This is a genomic window from Plantactinospora alkalitolerans, assembly GCF_015690345.1.
Classification (GTDB): domain Bacteria; phylum Actinomycetota; class Actinomycetes; order Mycobacteriales; family Micromonosporaceae; genus Plantactinospora; species Plantactinospora alkalitolerans.
Map to the genome: position 1 here is coordinate 1 of NZ_JADPUN010000262.1, position 15,491 is coordinate 15,491.

Sequence of the window (15,491 nt, forward strand, 5' to 3'; positions counted from 1 at the left end):
CTGGTACCCCCGTGGCTCCGCCCGGCCACCGCTCGCGGCAGCGCCGTGCCGAGCCAGCCCCTCCGCCCGCTCATTCCCCTGCCCCGCTCCGTCCGGTCATGACCGCCGCCCCTTGACCCGGTGCGGCTGCACCGCCTCGGCGGTGACTTCGAGTGCCTTCTTCGCCCTGGCCCGGTTGCGGGCCGCGACCCCGACGAAGAGGACGTCGACGACCGTCAGTTGGGCGAGGCGGCTGGCCATCGCGCCGGACCGGTACGTCGTCTCCCGGGCCGCCGTGGTGAGCACGAAGTCCGCGACCTCGGTGATCGGGGAACGTGGGAAGTTGGTCAGCGCGACCGTGGTCGCCCCGCGCGCCCGCGCCTGCTCCAGCACCTCGACGGCGTCCAGGGTCGTGCCGGTGTGCGAGATGCCCACCGCGACGTCGCCCTTGCCGAGCAGGGCCGCCGAGGTCAGCGCGACGTGCACGTCCGGGAAGTAGAACGCGGTCCGGCCGATCCGGTGCAGTTTCTGCTGGAAGTCGGAGGCGACGAAGCCACTCGCCGCGGCACCGTAGATGTCGATCCGGCTGGCCCCGTTGATCGCCTCGACCACCTGCTCGCAGACGGCGGGATCGAGCTGCTCGGCCGTCTCCTCGACCGCCCGCGCGTCGCTGAACGCGATCGTCGCGATGATCTGTGCCAGGTCGGCGCCGGGTGGGATGTCACCGCCCACGACCCGGGCGTCCGGCGGCTCGACCCGGCGGGCGGCCTCGGCCGCGAGCCGGATGCGCAGTTGGGGATAGCCGTCCATGCCGACCGAACGGCAGAACCGGATGACGGTGGCCTCGGACGTCTCCGCCGCCGTCGCCAGATCCGTGATGGTACGGCGAGCGGCATCGGCGGGATCCGCCACGACGAGTCTCGCCACCCGTTGTTCGGCGGGCGACAACGACGGCAGCAGGCCGCTGATATGGACAATCAGCCCAGCCGTCTCGTGACTCGCAGAAACCTTCGCAGTCTTCACCACGGATGAAACTTACTTTCACGAAGGCGGGAGCGTCAACCGTGACGCGCTACACCTGCGAAAGTACGCCCAACCGGTGGGATATTGCGGCCAGTCAGCCCAGCCGGACGTGCCATTCCCGCGACACGTTCGTCTTGGCGGAGGCGCCGAGACGCCGGATCGGACGGCGAGCGGGCGAATCGTCACCCATCGATAGATCCGTCCCGGCCGACTTTACCACCGCCCCCGACGGCGCCGAGCCGGTCGCCCGGACCGGCCGCGTCCGGCCGGCTGGCAGCGGCACACCGGTCCGGCGCGGGGTCCGGCGCGGGGTCCGGCGGGACGTCCTCGGCCGGCAACCAGTCCCGCAGTCCTCTCTGGATCGCCCGGGTGACCTCGTCCGGGCTGCGGTTGGCGTCGACGACCACGAACCCGGCGAACTCCGGCAGCGAGCGGTACGCCGCCACCCCGGCGGCCAGGAAGTCGATGTTCTCGTGGTCGGTGCCCCGGGCCTCGATCCGCCGGTACGCCTCACCCGGCTCCACCGCGAGCAGAAACGTGACATCGGGTGGAGGAAAGAGCCGGTAGAGCACCCGGGCCAGCCCCTCCCAGCGCCGCCCGCCGCCGTGCGCGCGAATGCTGGCGTACTGGCAGACGGCGTACCGGTCCATCACGGCGACCCGCGAACGCAGCCGGGAGCGGAGCAGGGCCCGCGCGATGGCCAACCAGCGCAGCGCCGACTCGGCGAAGAGCATCCCGTCGCGTCCCAACAGGCGCTGCGCGTCCCGTCGGCCCAGCTTGCGGGCCAACCGGCTGAACCAGCGTCGACCGCCGGCATTCTGCCAGTACGTGGCCGGTACGCCGGCCGAGGTCAGCGCGTCCGCCAACCGGTGTGCCTGAGTGGTCTTGCCCGAACCGTCGATTCCGACCAGGGCCACGGACCGCAGCCGTCCCCCGCCGTGCCGCTCCTGCAGAGTTGGGGCCACGCTCAGCAACGGTACCCGGCGGGCGCATCCCGCCGGCCCCACAGCGCGCGCCGCACGCCCCTTTCCGCCCGCCCGCCGCCGCCTTCGCCTAGCTGTGCCGTCGAGCGGGAAGTGCCCCGATGTCCGGTTCCGCCCGTGGCCCCGGGCCCTGGGCAGGTGTGAACGAACGAAGTGCCGGGTACCGGTAAATCTGCACCCCACCGACCAGATGCCCGATAACCACCGACACGGGAGAACCGATGGATGACCGAGGCGACGAGACCCTCCTTGCCACCCTCAAACGGGTCGCCGCCGTCCTCAAGCAGTCCGAGATTCCGTTCGCGCTGGGCGGCAGCTTCGCCGTCTACGCCCACGGCGGCCACTCCAGCGACCACGACGTGGACTTCCTCATCCGGGAGCAGGACACCGAGCGCGCCCTGGAAGCGTTGGTCGAGGCCGGCTTCACCGCCGAGCGGCCGCCGGAGGACTGGCTCGTCAAGGTCTGGGACCACGACCGGTTGGTGGACCTGATCCACCGGCCGATCGAGACGCCGGTGACCGACGAGACCTTCCGGGACACGGTTGTCCGGCCGGTCGACGCCATCCACATGCCGGTGCTCTCCGCCACCCACCTGATGGTGCACAAGTTGCTGAGCTTCTCGCAGCACTACTGCGACTTCGCCCGGGGGCTGCCACTCGCCCGGTCGCTGCGCGAACAGATCGATTGGGACCGCGTACGCAAGGAGACGGCGCACTCCCCCTATGCCGAGGCCTTTCTGGTGCTGCTTGACCGGCTGGACGTCGTGCCCTACGGCCCGGCCGGCGAGGAGAAGGAGGTAATGCCCGTGACGACGGCGAGTGCGGCGAGGAGTCCACATGGCCAAGCGTGACGCCGAAGCCGGCGCCGAGCCGCCGGACGACTATCTGGAGGCGGCGATCCAGCGGCTGCTCACCGAGAACACCGAGATCGCGGAACAGGGCATCACGGTGACCCGCCGGGACCATTCGGTGGTGCTCTGCGGCGAGGTGGAGAGTGCACAACGACGCGAGGAGATCCTCCGGTTGGTCCTGGAGCGCTTCCCGCAGGTGCCGGTGACGGTCGACATCGGACTGATCCGTACCCAGGCACCGACCGAGGTGGAGGAGTTGCGGTGAAGGGGACGACATGGTGATCCGGATCGCGGCCGTCGGGGACGTGCACCTGGACCAGGATGTGGTCGGGCGGTTCCGGCCGGCTCTGGAAGAGTTGCCGGACACCGCCGACGTGCTGCTGCTGGCCGGTGACCTGACCCGGCACGGTACCGAGTCCGAGGCCCGGTGCGTGGCGACCGAGTTCGGTGGCCTGGGTGTGCCGGTGGTGGCGGTGCTGGGCAACCACGACTACCACTGCGACGAGGTGCCGGCGGTGATCCGGGTCCTGGAGGATGCCGGGATCGTGGTGCTGGAGGGCACGAACGTCGTGCTGGACTGTACGGGCGTACGGCTGGGGATCGCCGGTGCCAAGGGGTTCGGCGGCGGCTTCGCCGGACGCTGCGCCAGCGAGTTCGGCGAGCCGGAGATGAAGGACTTCGTCCGGACCACCAGCGCCATCTCCGAACAGCTCGGCGTGGCGCTGCGGGAGATGGACTGTGACGTACGGGTGGCGCTGACGCACTACGCGCCCGTGCCGGACACCCTGGCCGGCGAGCCGCCGGAGATCTATCCGTTCCTCGGGTCGTACCTGCTCGGCCAGGCCATCGACTCGGCGCCCACCGAACTGGCCCTGCACGGGCACGCGCACGCCGGCAGCGAGCGGGGCACCACTCCGGGCGGGGTCCGGGTACGCAACGTCGCCCATCCGGTGATCAAGCAGGCGTACAGCGTGTTCCACCTGCACCCGCCGTACGCGGGGGCCACCGCGGGGAAGGTTTCCGCCGTCAGCGCCTCGGGTATTTCCTGAGACATGGAATTCTTGCTCTGGATTCTCGCAGTAGTACTCGTGGTCGCCGGCGTGTTCGCACTGTTCCGGCGGCAGATCCTCTGGGGTGTCGTGCTCATCGTCGTGGGCCTGATCGTCGGCCCCGGCGTCGGCATCTTCTAGGCCGGCCCGCCCGCACCAGCGCTCAGAGAACCAACCCAACCTCTCCCAGTATCAGCTCGCCGGGGTCGTCGGACCCGGGTCTTCGTCCTTCCCCCCAGAAGACCCGGGTCCGGCGGCCCCGGCTACGTGTCTGCGCCGACCTACCGGCCGGGCCCGGTCAACAGCGCGGTACGCCGGGAATGAAGCCGTCGTAGCCGGTCAGGACGTACGCGTCGGAGATGAACCGGCCGGTGCCGATCCGATCCCAGATGTTGCTGGTGCCGTACGTGCCGGTCACGGTCGTACCGGTGGTCTGGCAGTAGATGGTCACGCCGGCTCCGTCGGCCACCGTGCCGACCGAGGCGTAGCCGGTGCCGGGGCCGGAGCGGACGGTCAGCGCGGTCCCCGCGGTGTTCACCGTGCCCGCGCCGGTGCCGCTGCCGGAGCAGGCGTTGTCGCTGGTGTAGGTCCGGGTGCCCCAGTAGAGCGCCAGGGTGCCGTTGAACCGCACCTGGACCGCGCTGCCGCCGGACCGCTGCTCGTAGTGCAGGTGCGGGCCGGTGGAGCCGCCGGTCGTGCCGACGTACCCGATGACGGTGCCGTAGCCGACGGTCCGGCCGACCGCGGTGTTGAAGCTGTTCAGGTGGGCGTAGTAGGTCGTGTAGCCGCCGCCGTGGTTGATCCGGACGTACTTGCCGTAGCTGGTGCCGCCGAGATCGGCGACCACGTCGACGGTGCCCGGCGCGCTGGCCACCACCGGGTCGCCCTGGTCGTCGGTCCGGTTGAAGTCGACGGCGTTCGCCGGGCTGTGGTTGGTCCGGGTCTGGCCGGACCAGGACTGGCCGCAGGGGAACGGAACCTTGAAGGTCGGCGCGGCGGCGGCCGGCGAGGCCGGCACCAGCACCGCGGCGGCCAGGAGCAGGCCGCTTCCGACGAGGGCGAACAGGCGTGAGCGCATTCACGGACCTCCTTGGCGAAAGTTTTCCATGTGTCGATCAATCGTGGCAGAAAACTTCAGGCATGGGAAGGGCGCGTCCCGGCGGCGCGGAACCCCCCGGTCGGGACGATCCGGTATACCTGGACGTCATGGCCTCGCCGACGTACCTGATGACAATGCCGTTGCACGCCGTGACCGAGGTGTACGGCGAAGCCGGCCTGCGGGACCGGTTCGGACTGGAGACGGCGCGCTTCGATCCGGCGGAGCGGGACCGCCTGACGGCAGCCCTGGACCTGGCCGGCACGCTGCACCGCGACGACCGCCGGGTACGCGAGCCCTACGTCAACCACCTGCTCCGGGTCGCGATCCGGATCATCTGCTACTACCACGTCACCGACGTGGACGTGATCGTCGCGGCACTGCTGCACGACGCGGTGGAGGACCATCCGGCGGAACTGGCCGGACTGCCCGCCGACACGCCCCGCCCGGTCACCACCCCGGCCGCGCTGGCCGCCGTCGCGCAGCGGTTCAACCCCCGGGTCGCCGGGCTCGTCGCGGCGGTCACCAATCCGGAGTACGACCCCGACCGTGACCGGAACGAGCAGTACCGGGAGCATCTCGCGGAGAGCCTCGACCGGGAGCCGTGGGCTCGGGTGATCAAGATTTCCGACTTCACCGACAACGGCGTCGGAGTCATCCACACCACGGGCGACAAGGTGCACCGCTCGGCCCGGAAGTACCGGCCCCTGGTGCCGCTCTTCCGCGACCTGGTCTGCCGGCCGGACACGCCGCTGTCGGCCGAGGTGCGGACGCACATCCTCGGCCAACTGGACCTCGCCGAGCAGCGCTTCGCGGCCATTCTCGACGACCCCCGGGACGTGCCGGCGAGCCGGCCGGTCGGCTGACCGAGCGAACCTCCGGCGGGGCCGCGTCCGACGACCACCCACTGCCAGGTTTCCGAATCGTTACGGCCTCGTGGCTCTCCGGGTCTGGACGCCCTCCGTTGCAAGCGCTTACATGTGGTGACGCCCACAGTCCGGCACGGAAGCCCGCAGGCGACCGGCTCGCCGGCTCGAAAGGAGGACGGCATGGCGGTCAAGTCCAGACCACGCCAGGCCCTCGTGATTGCCAGCGTGTTGACCCTGGCACTCGGCGCCACCGCCTGTTCCGGCGATAGCGACAGCGGGCTCGACCCGGACTCTCCGGAGTGTGCCCCGTACACGAACTACCAGGGTCACGACGGTGAGTCGGTCTCCATCTACGCGTCGATCCGTGACAAGGAGGCCGACCTGCTCCGGGAGTCCTGGAAGCAGTTCGAGGAGTGCACCGGCATCGAGATCGACTACGACGGCAGCGGCGAGTTCGAGGCGCAGCTCCAGGTCAAGGTCGACGGCGGCAACCCGCCCGACCTGGCCTTCATCCCCCAGCCGGGGCTGCTGGCCCGGTTCGCCGAGGCGAACAAGCTGAAGCCGATGACGCCGGAGCTGAAGACCATCGCCGACGGCAACTACCCGGCGGACTGGCTCAAGTACGCCACCGCGGGCGGGCAGCTCTACGGCACGCCGCTCGGCGCCAACGTGAAGTCCTTCGTCTGGTACTCGCCGAAGACGTTCGCCGAGAAGGGCTACCAGGTGCCGACCACCTGGCAGGACCTGATGGCGCTCAGCGACAAGATCGTCGCCACGAAGCAGAAGCCCTGGTGCGTGGGGCTGGAGTCGGGCGAGGCCACCGGTTGGCCCGCGACCGACTGGATCGAGGACCTGATGCTGCGTACGCAGACGCCGGAGGTCTACGACCAGTGGACCACCCACGCAATCCCGTTCAACGACCCCCGGGTGGCCCAGGCGGTCGACCAGGTCGGCTCGGTGCTGAAGAACCCCAAGTACGTCAACGGCGGCTACGGCGACGTGAAGAGCCTGACCACCACCCCGTTCCAGGAGGGTGGCCTGCCGATCCTGCAGGGCCAGTGCTCGCTGCACCGGCAGGCGAACTTCTACGCCAACTACCTGCCGGAAGGCACCAAGGTCGGCCCGGACGGCGACATCTACGCCTTCTACTTCCCGGCCGTCGACCCGAGCAAGGGCAAGCCGGTACTGGGCGGTGGCGAGTTCACCGTGGCGTTCACCGACACGGAGGCGACCCAGGCGGTCCGCACCTACCTCGCCTCCGGTGAGTACGCCAACTCCCGGGCCAAGCTCGGCAACTGGATCACGCCGAACAACAAGCTCGACGTGAGCAACGTGCAGCAGGAGGTCGACAAGCTCGCGATGCAGGTCCTGCTCGACAAGAGCGCGGTCTTCCGGTTCGACGGTTCCGACCTGATGCCCGCCGCCGTCGGCTCGGGCACCCTGTGGAAGGGCATGATCGACTGGGTCAACGGCAAGGACACCAAGAGCACCCTCGACTTCATCGAAGGCTCCTGGCCGAAGTAGTACGTTCCGGCGGTCCGGCCCGTACCAGGGCCGGGCCGCCGGCTTCCGCCCTCATGGCGTAGGAGGCGCTGATGGAGTTCTCCGACGAGGCACCGAAACTGATGATGCTGCTGTACGGCCTGGTCGCGTTCGCGGTCGTGGTCGGCGGCCTGCTGGTGCTGCTGGACGTCGTACCCGCGTGGTTCGCCCGACGCCGCGAGGCGGCCCTGCTCGCGGCGGCCTCGGCCGGCGCGGTGCGGACCGGGGCGGCACCGCCGTCGCGCCGCCGCTCGGTGGCCAACCGCCGGGAGGGCGGCCTCGGGCTGTTCTTCCTGCTGCCGACGCTGCTGTTGCTGGTCGTCGGACTGATCGTCCCGGCCGTCCGGACCACCCTGCTGTCCTTCATGGACGGAAACAGCCGGAACTGGGTCGGGCTGAAGAACTACACCTGGATGTTCGCCCAGGACGAGATCTTCAGCGTGCTGACCAACACCCTCATCTGGGTCATCCTGGTCCCGCTGGTGGCCACCGCCGTCGGCCTGGTCTACGCCGTCCTGGTCGACCGGGCCCGGTTCGAGTCGGCGGCCAAGGCCCTGATCTTCATGCCGATGGCGATCTCGTTCGTCGGTGCCAGCATCATCTGGAAGTTCGTCTACGCCTACCGGTCCGGCGAGTACGCCCAGATCGGCCTGCTCAACCACGTCTGGAAGATGCTCGGCGGCGAGCCGCAGCAGTGGCTCTCCAACCCGCCGCTGAACACCCTGCTGCTGATCGTGATCATGATCTGGATCCAGGCCGGCTTCGCCATGGTGGTGCTCTCGGCCGCGATCAAGGCCATCCCGGCCGAGATCATCGAGGCGGCCCGGCTCGACGGCGTCAGTCCGTGGCAGATGTTCTGGCAGATCACGATGCCGAGCATCCGGTCGGCCCTGATCGTCGTCGTGGTCACCGTCTCGATCGCCACGCTCAAGGTCTTCGACATCGTCCGGACCACGACCAACGGCAACTACGACACGGGTGTGATCGCGAACGAGATGTACAACCAGGCCTTCCGGTTCGGCCAGACCGGACAGGGCTCGGCACTGGCCGTGTTCCTCTTCGTGCTGGTGATCCCGATCGTGATCTACCAGGTCCGCAACCTGCGCAAGCAGCGGGAGGTATGAGATGACCACCACGACCCCGCCCGCGCTGCTCACCCCACCCACCAGGCCGACCGGACCGGAGACCCGGGCCGCCCGGGTACGCCGGCGCCTCAACAACCCGGTCGCCACCGGCATCTCGATCGTCATCGCGGTGATCTGGACGATCCCCACCTTCGGCCTCTTCGTCTCCTCGTTCCGACCCGAGGACGAGATCAAGACCACCGGCTGGTGGACGGCGTTCACCGACCCGCAGTTCACCCTCCAGAACTATCAGGAGGTGCTGTTCGGCCGGTCGTCGTCGTCCGGGCAGCTCGCCGGCTACTTCATCAACTCGATGGTGATCACCATCCCGTCGGTGCTGTTCCCGCTGGCCTTCGCCGCGCTCGCCGCGTACGCGCTGTCCTGGATCAACTTCCGGGGCCGGGACTGGATCTACATCGGCATCTTCGCGCTCCAGATCGTGCCGCTCCAGATGGCCCTGGTGCCCCTGCTCAGCTTCTTCTCCGAGGGGGCGAGCGTGTTCGGTATCCCGCTCACCCCGGCGTGGAACCTGGAGGACGAGGGGAAGTTCATCCAGGTCTGGTTCGCGCACACCTGCTTCGCGCTGCCGTGTGCCGTCTTCCTGCTGCACAACTTCGTGTCCCAGCTACCGAAGGACCTGATGGAGGCGGCCCGGGTCGACGGCGCCAGCCACCCGAAGATCTTCCGGTCCATCGTGCTGCCGCTGATCGTGCCGGCGCTGGCCGCGTTCGGCATCTTCCAGTTCCTCTGGGTCTGGAACGACCTGCTGGTGGCGCTGATCTTCGCCGGCGGCGGCAACGAGACCGCGCCGCTGACCGTACGCCTCGCCGAGTTGGCCGGTACCCGGGCCAACGAGTGGCAGCGGCTGACCTCCGGCGCGTTCATCTCGATCGTCGTACCGCTGATCGTGTTCCTGTCCCTGCAGCGTTACTTCGTGCGTGGCCTGCTGGCCGGCGGCGTCAAGGGCTGACCGGGCCCGGCACCAGGTCCCGCCCGGCGTCCGGCGCCTCCGCCGGTGGGTACGTCCGGAACGGATGGCACCGTGACCAGAATCGAGGACGTCGCCCGGTTGGCGGGGGTCTCCACCGCCACCGTCTCCCGGGCGCTGCGGGGACTTCCGACGGTCTCCGAGACGACCCGGCGCCGGGTGCTGCTCGCCGCCGAGCAACTCGACTACAGCGCGTCGCCGAGCGCGTCGCGGCTGGCCGGCGGCAAGACCGGCACGGTCGCGGTGATCGTTCCCAGGATCACGCCCTGGTTCGTCGGTGCGGTGGTCGAGGCCGCCGAGGAGGTGCTGCACCGCGCCGGGTACGAGTTGCTGCTCTACAACATCGGTGGTCGGGAACATGCCCGGCACCGCCTGCTGCACCGGGCGAACCTGCCCAAGCGGGTCGACGCGGTGATGCTGGTCGCCACGCCGCTGGGTACCGACGACCTGGCGACCATTGCCAGCCTGGCGCTGCCGGGCGTCACCGTCAGCTCGGGCACGGTGGTACCGGGCTGGCCGAGCATCCGGATCGACGACCTGGCCGCCGGCCGGACCGCCACCGAACACCTGCTGGGCCTCGGCCACCGCCGGATCGCCTGCATCTCGGGCGATCCCGCCGACGAGTACGCCCACCCCGCCCATCTGGAGCGGCGACGCGGCTACCAGGAGGCGCTGCACGGGCGCGGGATGCTCCCCGAGCCACGGCTCAGCGTCGAGAACCGGGCCGACGCCGAGGGTGGCCGCCTGGCGACCGAGGAACTGCTCGCCCGGGGCGACAGGCCGACCGCGATCTTCGCCAGTTGCGACGAGATGGCGATGGGCGCCGTCAACGCGCTGCGGACCGCCGGCGTACGGGTGCCACAGGAGATCAGCGTGGTCGGCATCGACAACCACGACCTGGCCGGCGCGTTCGGGTTGAGCACCGTCGCCCAGCCCGCCGCCGAGCAGGGCCGGCTCGCCGCAGGTACGTTGCTGGGACCACTGGCCGGCCGGTCCCGGACCGACGGCGAGCCGACCCCGGTGATTCTGCCCACCTGGCTCGTCCCACGTGACTCGACCGGTCCACCGGGGAAGACTGAAGGCCAACCGGTCCGAGCCCGACGGGAGAGCATCCTGAACACGCCCGACACGATGTCCGAGTCCCACCTTCCCGCCACCGCGTCCACCGGCACCGAGCCGGACGTCGCCCGCCGGCCCGACCCGGCGGGTCCGTGGTGGCGGCACGCGGTCATCTACCAGATCTATCCCCGCTCGTTCGCGGACTCCGACGGCGACGGCATCGGTGACCTGCCCGGGATCATCGCCCGGCTGGACCACCTCGTCGAACTCGGGGTCGACGCGGTCTGGCTGTCGCCGTTCTATCCGTCGCCGCAGGCGGACGCGGGCTACGACGTGGCCGACTACCGCGACGTGGACCCGATCTTCGGTCGGTTGGCGGACGCCGACCAGCTCCTGGCCGCCGCCCGGTCGCGCGGGCTGCGGGTTCTCGTCGACCTGGTCCCCAACCACACCTCCTCGGCCCATCCGTGGTTCGGCGCGGCGCTGGCCGCCGGTCCCGACGGCCAGGAGCGGGCCCGCTACGTCTTCCGGGACGGCCGTGGCCCGGACGGCGCGGAACCGCCGAACGACTGGCAGAGCGTCTTCGGCGGGCCGGCGTGGACCCGGGTGACCGAACCGGACGGCCGACCGGGCCAGTGGTACCTGCACCTGTTCGACACCGGCCAGCCGGACCTCAACTGGGACCGTCCCGAGGTACGCGCCGAGTTCGTCGACATCCTGCGGTACTGGCTCGACCGGGGCGTGGACGGCTTCCGGGTCGACGTCGCGCACGGCCTGGTCAAGCAGGCCGACCTGGCCGACTGGCGGCCGCAGGACGAACCCGTCTCCGGCCCCGGCACCGAGGGACCCCGCCCGCCGATGTGGGACCAGGACGGCGTACACGAGATCTATCGGGACTGGCGGCGGGTGCTCGACTCGTATCCGGGCGAGCGGATCCTGGTCGCCGAGGCGTGGGTGCAGCCGGCCGAGCGGCTGGCCGCGTACGTCCGGCCGGACGAGATGCACCAGGCGTTCAACTTCGAGTACCTGGAGGCGTCCTGGAGCGCTCCGGCCCAGTACGCGGTGATCACCCGCTCGTTGGCCGCCTCCGCCGCGGTCGGCGCCCCCACCACCTGGGTGCTGTCCAACCACGACGTTCTCCGGCACGCGACCCGGCTGGCGCTGCCGGTCGGCACTCCCCGGCCGCGTGGCATCGGCGTCGACGATCCGCAGCCGGACCCCGTGCTGGGGCTTCGCCGGGCCCGTGCCGCCACCCTGCTGATGCTCTCGCTGCCCGGGTCGGCCTATCTCTACCAGGGCGAGGAACTGGGCCTGCCGGAGCACACCACGCTGCCCGACGAGTCCCGGCAGGACCCGACCTGGGCGCGCAGCGGCCACGCCGAGCGGGGTCGGGACGGTTGCCGGGTGCCGATCCCGTGGGAGGCGGACGCGCCGTCGTACGGCTTCGGCCCGGGAGACGCGAGCTGGCTGCCCCAGCCGACCCTCTGGGCCGAGTACGCCCTGGACCGGCAGCGCGGGGTGCCCGGCTCGACGTACGAGGTGTACCGGACCGGCCTGCGGCTGCGCCGCGAGCTGCGACTCGGCACCGGCAGCGTCTACTGGTTGGAGAGCCCGGACGGGGTGCTGTACTTCCGCAACGGCGCGCTGCGGGTGCTGACCAACTTCGGCGCCGACCCGGTGGAGCTGCCGGCGGGCGCCGAACTGGTACACGCCAGCGGGCCGCTGGACCCGGACGGCCGGGTACCGACCGACGTCACCGTGTGGCTGCGGCCGGGCGACGAACCCGGCGAGGCCTGAACCGGCGGAGGTGACCGGCGCGACTCGCGGCCCTACCGACATCCCAGTTCCGCCAGGTGGGCGGTGACGATCGCCGAGGCCCGGCCGCCGTGGGCCGGTTCCCCGTGCAGGACGCCGTGCAGGATGAGGCCGTCGGTCAGGACGTACAGGCGATCGGCTTCGAGCTGACGGTCGAGGCCGGCCCGGATCAGGCCGGCCTCGGCCAACCGGTCGACGAGGTTGGTGAAGACCTGGGTCAGCAGGTGGTGGGTCTGCTCCCGCAGCGGGCGTAGTGCGGGGTCCACGAGGGACCGCGCGGAGAAGGCGAGCCACACCTCGCACTCCGTCCGCCGCTCGGCGTCCAGCGGCAGCATTTCGGCGATTATCCGGCGTACGAACTCGGCCGGGTCGCCGGTCGGGTCGACGGCGTCCAGCCGGATCCGGATCCGCTCGCCGACCAGCCGCATCGCGAACACCATCAGGTCGGACTGGGACGCGAACGAGTTCCGCAGCGATCCCGCCGACAGGCCGGCCTCCTGGGCGACGTTGCGTACCGACGCCTGTTGCAGGCCGTCGCGCCGGACGACCCGCCACACCGCCTCGGCGAGCTGGGTACGACGGATCTCCTCGTCGACGATTTTTGGCATGCCTCTTTTTAGCACGACTGTGTTAGCGTTCGGGTTATGACACAGTCGTATCAAAAAACCGTGGCCTACGGGCTGCTCGGCTGGTGCGCCGTCAACCTGGCCGCCATCGCACTTGCCCCGCACGGTGCCCCGTTCGACTGGCCCGGCCAGCACCGCCCGCCGTCCGGCCCCACGCAGGTCCTCGACGCCCACCTCGTACTGGCCGAGGTGACCGTGCTCGCCCTGCTCGCCTGGCTGCTGACCCGCCGCTCCGCCCCCGCCCTGCCGGCACGGACGCCGGCCGCCCGGACGGAGGTGCTCGGCCTGCTGGGATACGGCCTGATGGTGCAACTGCTCGGCGCCGCGCTCGGGGTGACCCTCGGCTGGCACCCGATCAGCTTCCACCTGGCCGGCTCGGTCGTCGGCACGCACGACGCGGTGAGCCCGACCGAGGCCTGGGTCTGGGCCGGCTACAACTGCGTCGCCTACGCCGTCATCCCGCTGGTCTGGTTCCGCCGGCGCTACTCGGCCCGGTCGCTCTGGCTACGCTCGCAGAACCGGCGGCGGGACGCCCGGGTGATCGTCGTCGTGCTGGCGGTCGAGGCGACCATCCAACTCCTGGTTCTCGGCGCGGCCATCGTCAAACTGGACGGATCCCAACTGCTGCTCGGGATGCCGCTGACGTTCCTGCTCTACCTGCTGGGCACCGGGCTGCCGACCCTGGTCTTCGTCCAGGCCATCCTGGTTCCCCGGTACGCCCAACTGACCGGCTCCACCCCAGCCACCGTCCTGCTCGGCGGACTGACCTACGCCGCGCTGCACGCCGGCGACGCGTGGACGATGTTCGGCAGCGTCCGCGAGGTCGCCACCTCCCTGGTGTTCGTCCTGCTGCTCTACGCCGTGCCCGGGATGTTCAAGACGTTCCTCACGCTGCGCACCGGCAACGCCTGGGTGCACCTGTGGGCCTACCACGCCATCGCGCCGCACACCCTGCTCGACACCCCGCTCGTCGTACGCATCTTCCGGCTGTAGGGCTCAGCCTCGAGGCTCGCCCCGCTCGTCCGTCACCTCGGCGACCCGCTCGACCGCCACCTCGTCGGCGCGTTCGCTGAGCAGTTCGTGGACCTGGCGGATGTCGCGGGGTGCGGTCCGGGAGGCGAGCCAGTACATGATGCCGGTGGGGATGAAGAAGAGCTGGAAGGCGGCCAGTCCGACGGCGAAGTTCAACGGCGGCGGGAAGGCCGACCGCAACGCCTGGGCGGCCACCCCGATCAGCCCGTTGCCGGTCGCCCGGCCCACCCCGTTGACCAGGTTGCCGAGGCTGTAGACCGTGCCCCGGTGCTCGGGCGGGTTGACGTCGGCGATCAACGCGAACCAGTTCGGCGAGTTCGCCGACGTCAGGCCGAGCGCGATCAACGCGGTCAGCAGGCTGAGCCCGACCGTCGGCTCGGAGAACACGCTGCCCAGCACGGCCGAGGCCACCGCACCGGCGCCGGCACCGTCCGGCACGTCGATCCGGATCGGCACGAAGAACAGCACCGCGTAGAACGGCACCGCGGCCAGGATCCCGATCGCCGCGACCAGGGCCCGACCCCGGGGCGTACGTCGCTGTGCCGCGTCGCCGACCAGTCCACCGACTATGGAGAGCACCCCGCCGAGCTGGAACAGGACCGCGAAGATGCTGCCCACGACGGTGGCGGTGGCCGAGGAGTACCCCTGGGCCTCGGCGCGTTCCCGAAACAGTGCCGGTAGCCAGACCAGCGATCCGAACGCCACCTGCGCGGTAAGTCCCTGGAGGACGAGCCAGCGGTTCGTCCGGCGGTGCAGGATCGCCGGCAGGTCGTTCCGGCTGATCCGGTAGTCGTAGTCCCCGCCGGCCGCGATGGCGCCCCTCAGTTCGGGCTCGCTCTGCCCCCGCCGGATGTCGTATGTCAGCAGGTACGCCAGGGTCGCGACCAGGCCGACGACACTGAGCAGCAGGAACGGGCGGCGCCAGTCGTTCGCGCCGAGAACTCCGCCGACCAGGGTGCCGGCGAGGGTGCCGATTCCCTGGGAGAGTCCCCAGAAGCTCAGCACCACCCCCCGACGGCGGGGCGTGACGAGGTCGGTGACCACCGAGAAGCCGACCGAACCCACCGCCCCCAGCCCGATCGCGGCCAGCAGTTGCGCACCGAAGAACGCCAGGTACGTCGAGGCGAACGCGCTGCCGGCGGTGCCGGCGGCCCAGAGCAGTGTGCCGATCATGAGCAGCGGTTTGCGGTTGGTCCGGTCCCCGAAGTACGCCCAGCCGACCGCGGCGACCGCGCTGATCAGGAAACTGGTCGCGGTGACCGCGCCGATCGCTCCGCGGCCGACGTCAAGGGCCGGCGCGATGGAGTCGTAGAGCGGCGGCACCAGCCCGATCGCCACGTTGTCGAGCGAGGCGAGGACGACGAAGACCGCGACGCTGTAGAACCGGTGGACCGGTCCCCCACCTCGGGCGACTCGCGCACCACCGATCGTCATGTCCGGCACTCAACCAGGATC

The 15,491-nt window shown here is 70.5% G+C and carries 15 protein-coding genes and 1 pseudogene; 11 read left to right on the plus strand and 5 right to left on the minus strand.

What is annotated here, in order from left to right:
• Window positions 1-96: 96 nt before the first annotated feature.
• The gene (locus tag I0C86_RS30485; RefSeq protein ID WP_196204772.1) at window positions 97-1,005 is read right to left on the minus strand and encodes a MurR/RpiR family transcriptional regulator; all 909 of its coding nucleotides are present in this window, start codon (window positions 1,003-1,005) and stop codon (window positions 97-99) included.
• Window positions 1,006-1,184: 179 nt separating this feature from the next.
• Complete coding sequence (locus I0C86_RS30490) at window positions 1,185-1,967, minus strand: dTMP kinase (protein WP_196204773.1); 783 nt, start codon at window positions 1,965-1,967, stop codon at window positions 1,185-1,187.
• A gap of 239 nt (window positions 1,968-2,206) precedes the next feature.
• Between I0C86_RS30490 and I0C86_RS30495 the strand changes: the two genes are divergently transcribed.
• From I0C86_RS30495 to I0C86_RS30510, 4 genes are read left to right on the plus strand one after another with little or no spacing between them, the layout of a single operon-like run.
• Window positions 2,207-2,836 (plus strand): nucleotidyltransferase family protein, encoded by a 630-nt coding sequence (locus tag I0C86_RS30495; RefSeq protein WP_196204774.1) that lies wholly within the window; start codon window positions 2,207-2,209, stop codon window positions 2,834-2,836.
• Window positions 2,823-3,101: a hypothetical protein gene (locus I0C86_RS30500; protein ID WP_196204775.1), complete on the plus strand. Its 279-nt coding sequence runs from the start codon at window positions 2,823-2,825 to the stop codon at window positions 3,099-3,101. Before I0C86_RS30495 ends, I0C86_RS30500 begins: the two co-directional genes overlap by 14 nt.
• 10 nt (window positions 3,102-3,111) lie before the next feature.
• A complete protein-coding gene (locus I0C86_RS30505; RefSeq protein WP_196204776.1) occupies window positions 3,112-3,885 on the plus strand; it encodes a metallophosphoesterase family protein in 774 nt (257 codons plus the stop codon).
• A gap of 3 nt (window positions 3,886-3,888) precedes the next feature.
• Window positions 3,889-4,026 carry a GPGG-motif small membrane protein gene (locus tag I0C86_RS30510; protein ID WP_196204777.1) on the plus strand — a complete coding sequence of 46 codons (138 nt, stop codon included), beginning with the start codon at window positions 3,889-3,891 and terminating at the stop codon, window positions 4,024-4,026.
• 157 nt (window positions 4,027-4,183) lie between these two features.
• Here I0C86_RS30510 and I0C86_RS30515 read toward each other — a convergent pair whose 3' ends face one another.
• Window positions 4,184-4,963 (minus strand): M23 family metallopeptidase, encoded by a 780-nt coding sequence (locus tag I0C86_RS30515; RefSeq protein WP_196204778.1) that lies wholly within the window; start codon window positions 4,961-4,963, stop codon window positions 4,184-4,186.
• 128 nt (window positions 4,964-5,091) lie between these two features.
• Between I0C86_RS30515 and I0C86_RS30520 the strand changes: the two genes are divergently transcribed.
• The 6 genes and pseudogenes from I0C86_RS30520 to I0C86_RS43935 all read left to right on the plus strand — a co-directional run bounded on the left by I0C86_RS30520 (window position 5,092) and on the right by I0C86_RS43935 (window position 12,360).
• Window positions 5,092-5,847, plus strand: coding sequence for an HD domain-containing protein (locus I0C86_RS30520; RefSeq protein WP_196204797.1), 756 nt, complete (start codon window positions 5,092-5,094; stop codon window positions 5,845-5,847).
• 183 nt (window positions 5,848-6,030) lie between these two features.
• Window positions 6,031-7,374 (plus strand): ABC transporter substrate-binding protein, encoded by a 1,344-nt coding sequence (locus I0C86_RS30525; protein ID WP_196204779.1) that lies wholly within the window; start codon window positions 6,031-6,033, stop codon window positions 7,372-7,374.
• A gap of 71 nt (window positions 7,375-7,445) precedes the next feature.
• A complete protein-coding gene (locus I0C86_RS30530) occupies window positions 7,446-8,516 on the plus strand; it encodes a carbohydrate ABC transporter permease (protein ID WP_196204780.1) in 1,071 nt (356 codons plus the stop codon).
• Window position 8,517: 1 nt separating this feature from the next.
• Window positions 8,518-9,486, plus strand: a complete 969-nt coding sequence (locus I0C86_RS30535; protein WP_196204781.1) for a carbohydrate ABC transporter permease — start codon at window positions 8,518-8,520, stop codon at window positions 9,484-9,486.
• Window positions 9,487-9,558: 72 nt separating this feature from the next.
• Window positions 9,559-10,584 (plus strand): annotated as a pseudogene (locus tag I0C86_RS43930) (LacI family DNA-binding transcriptional regulator); the annotation flags it as partial.
• A gap of 150 nt (window positions 10,585-10,734) precedes the next feature.
• The gene (locus I0C86_RS43935) at window positions 10,735-12,360 is read left to right on the plus strand and encodes a glycoside hydrolase family 13 protein (protein WP_323373949.1); all 1,626 of its coding nucleotides are present in this window, start codon (window positions 10,735-10,737) and stop codon (window positions 12,358-12,360) included.
• A gap of 32 nt (window positions 12,361-12,392) precedes the next feature.
• Here I0C86_RS43935 and I0C86_RS30545 read toward each other — a convergent pair whose 3' ends face one another.
• Entirely contained in the window at window positions 12,393-12,986 is a 594-nt protein-coding gene (locus I0C86_RS30545) for a TetR/AcrR family transcriptional regulator (protein ID WP_230395057.1), read from the minus strand.
• A gap of 36 nt (window positions 12,987-13,022) precedes the next feature.
• Between I0C86_RS30545 and I0C86_RS30550 the strand changes: the two genes are divergently transcribed.
• A complete protein-coding gene (locus tag I0C86_RS30550; protein ID WP_196204783.1) occupies window positions 13,023-13,997 on the plus strand; it encodes a hypothetical protein in 975 nt (324 codons plus the stop codon).
• Between the two features lie 3 nt (window positions 13,998-14,000).
• Here the strand turns inward: I0C86_RS30550 and I0C86_RS30555 are convergent, their stop codons facing one another.
• Window positions 14,001-15,470 (minus strand): MFS transporter, encoded by a 1,470-nt coding sequence (locus tag I0C86_RS30555; protein ID WP_196204784.1) that lies wholly within the window; start codon window positions 15,468-15,470, stop codon window positions 14,001-14,003.
• Window positions 15,471-15,491 lie beyond the last annotated feature (21 nt).

Bases quoted from the DNA above. Each gene is read 5' to 3' on its own strand.
- I0C86_RS30525 (WP_196204779.1), top strand. From the start codon at position 6,031: ATGGCGGTCAAGTCCAGACCACGCCAGGCCCTCGTGATTGCCAGCGTG.
- I0C86_RS30550 (WP_196204783.1), top strand. From the start codon at position 13,023: ATGACACAGTCGTATCAAAAAACCGTGGCCTACGGGCTGCTCGGCTGG.
- I0C86_RS30510 (WP_196204777.1), top strand. From the start codon at position 3,889: ATGGAATTCTTGCTCTGGATTCTCGCAGTAGTACTCGTGGTCGCCGGC.
- I0C86_RS30555 (WP_196204784.1), bottom strand. From the start codon at position 15,470: ATGACGATCGGTGGTGCGCGAGTCGCCCGAGGTGGGGGACCGGTCCAC.
- I0C86_RS30530 (WP_196204780.1), top strand. From the start codon at position 7,446: ATGGAGTTCTCCGACGAGGCACCGAAACTGATGATGCTGCTGTACGGC.
- I0C86_RS30500 (WP_196204775.1), top strand. From the start codon at position 2,823: ATGGCCAAGCGTGACGCCGAAGCCGGCGCCGAGCCGCCGGACGACTAT.
- I0C86_RS30545 (WP_230395057.1), bottom strand. From the start codon at position 12,986: ATGCCAAAAATCGTCGACGAGGAGATCCGTCGTACCCAGCTCGCCGAG.
- I0C86_RS30505 (WP_196204776.1), top strand. From the start codon at position 3,112: ATGGTGATCCGGATCGCGGCCGTCGGGGACGTGCACCTGGACCAGGAT.
- I0C86_RS30535 (WP_196204781.1), top strand. From the start codon at position 8,518: ATGACCACCACGACCCCGCCCGCGCTGCTCACCCCACCCACCAGGCCG.
- I0C86_RS30515 (WP_196204778.1), bottom strand. From the start codon at position 4,963: ATGCGCTCACGCCTGTTCGCCCTCGTCGGAAGCGGCCTGCTCCTGGCC.
- I0C86_RS30495 (WP_196204774.1), top strand. From the start codon at position 2,207: ATGGATGACCGAGGCGACGAGACCCTCCTTGCCACCCTCAAACGGGTC.
- I0C86_RS30520 (WP_196204797.1), top strand. From the start codon at position 5,092: ATGGCCTCGCCGACGTACCTGATGACAATGCCGTTGCACGCCGTGACC.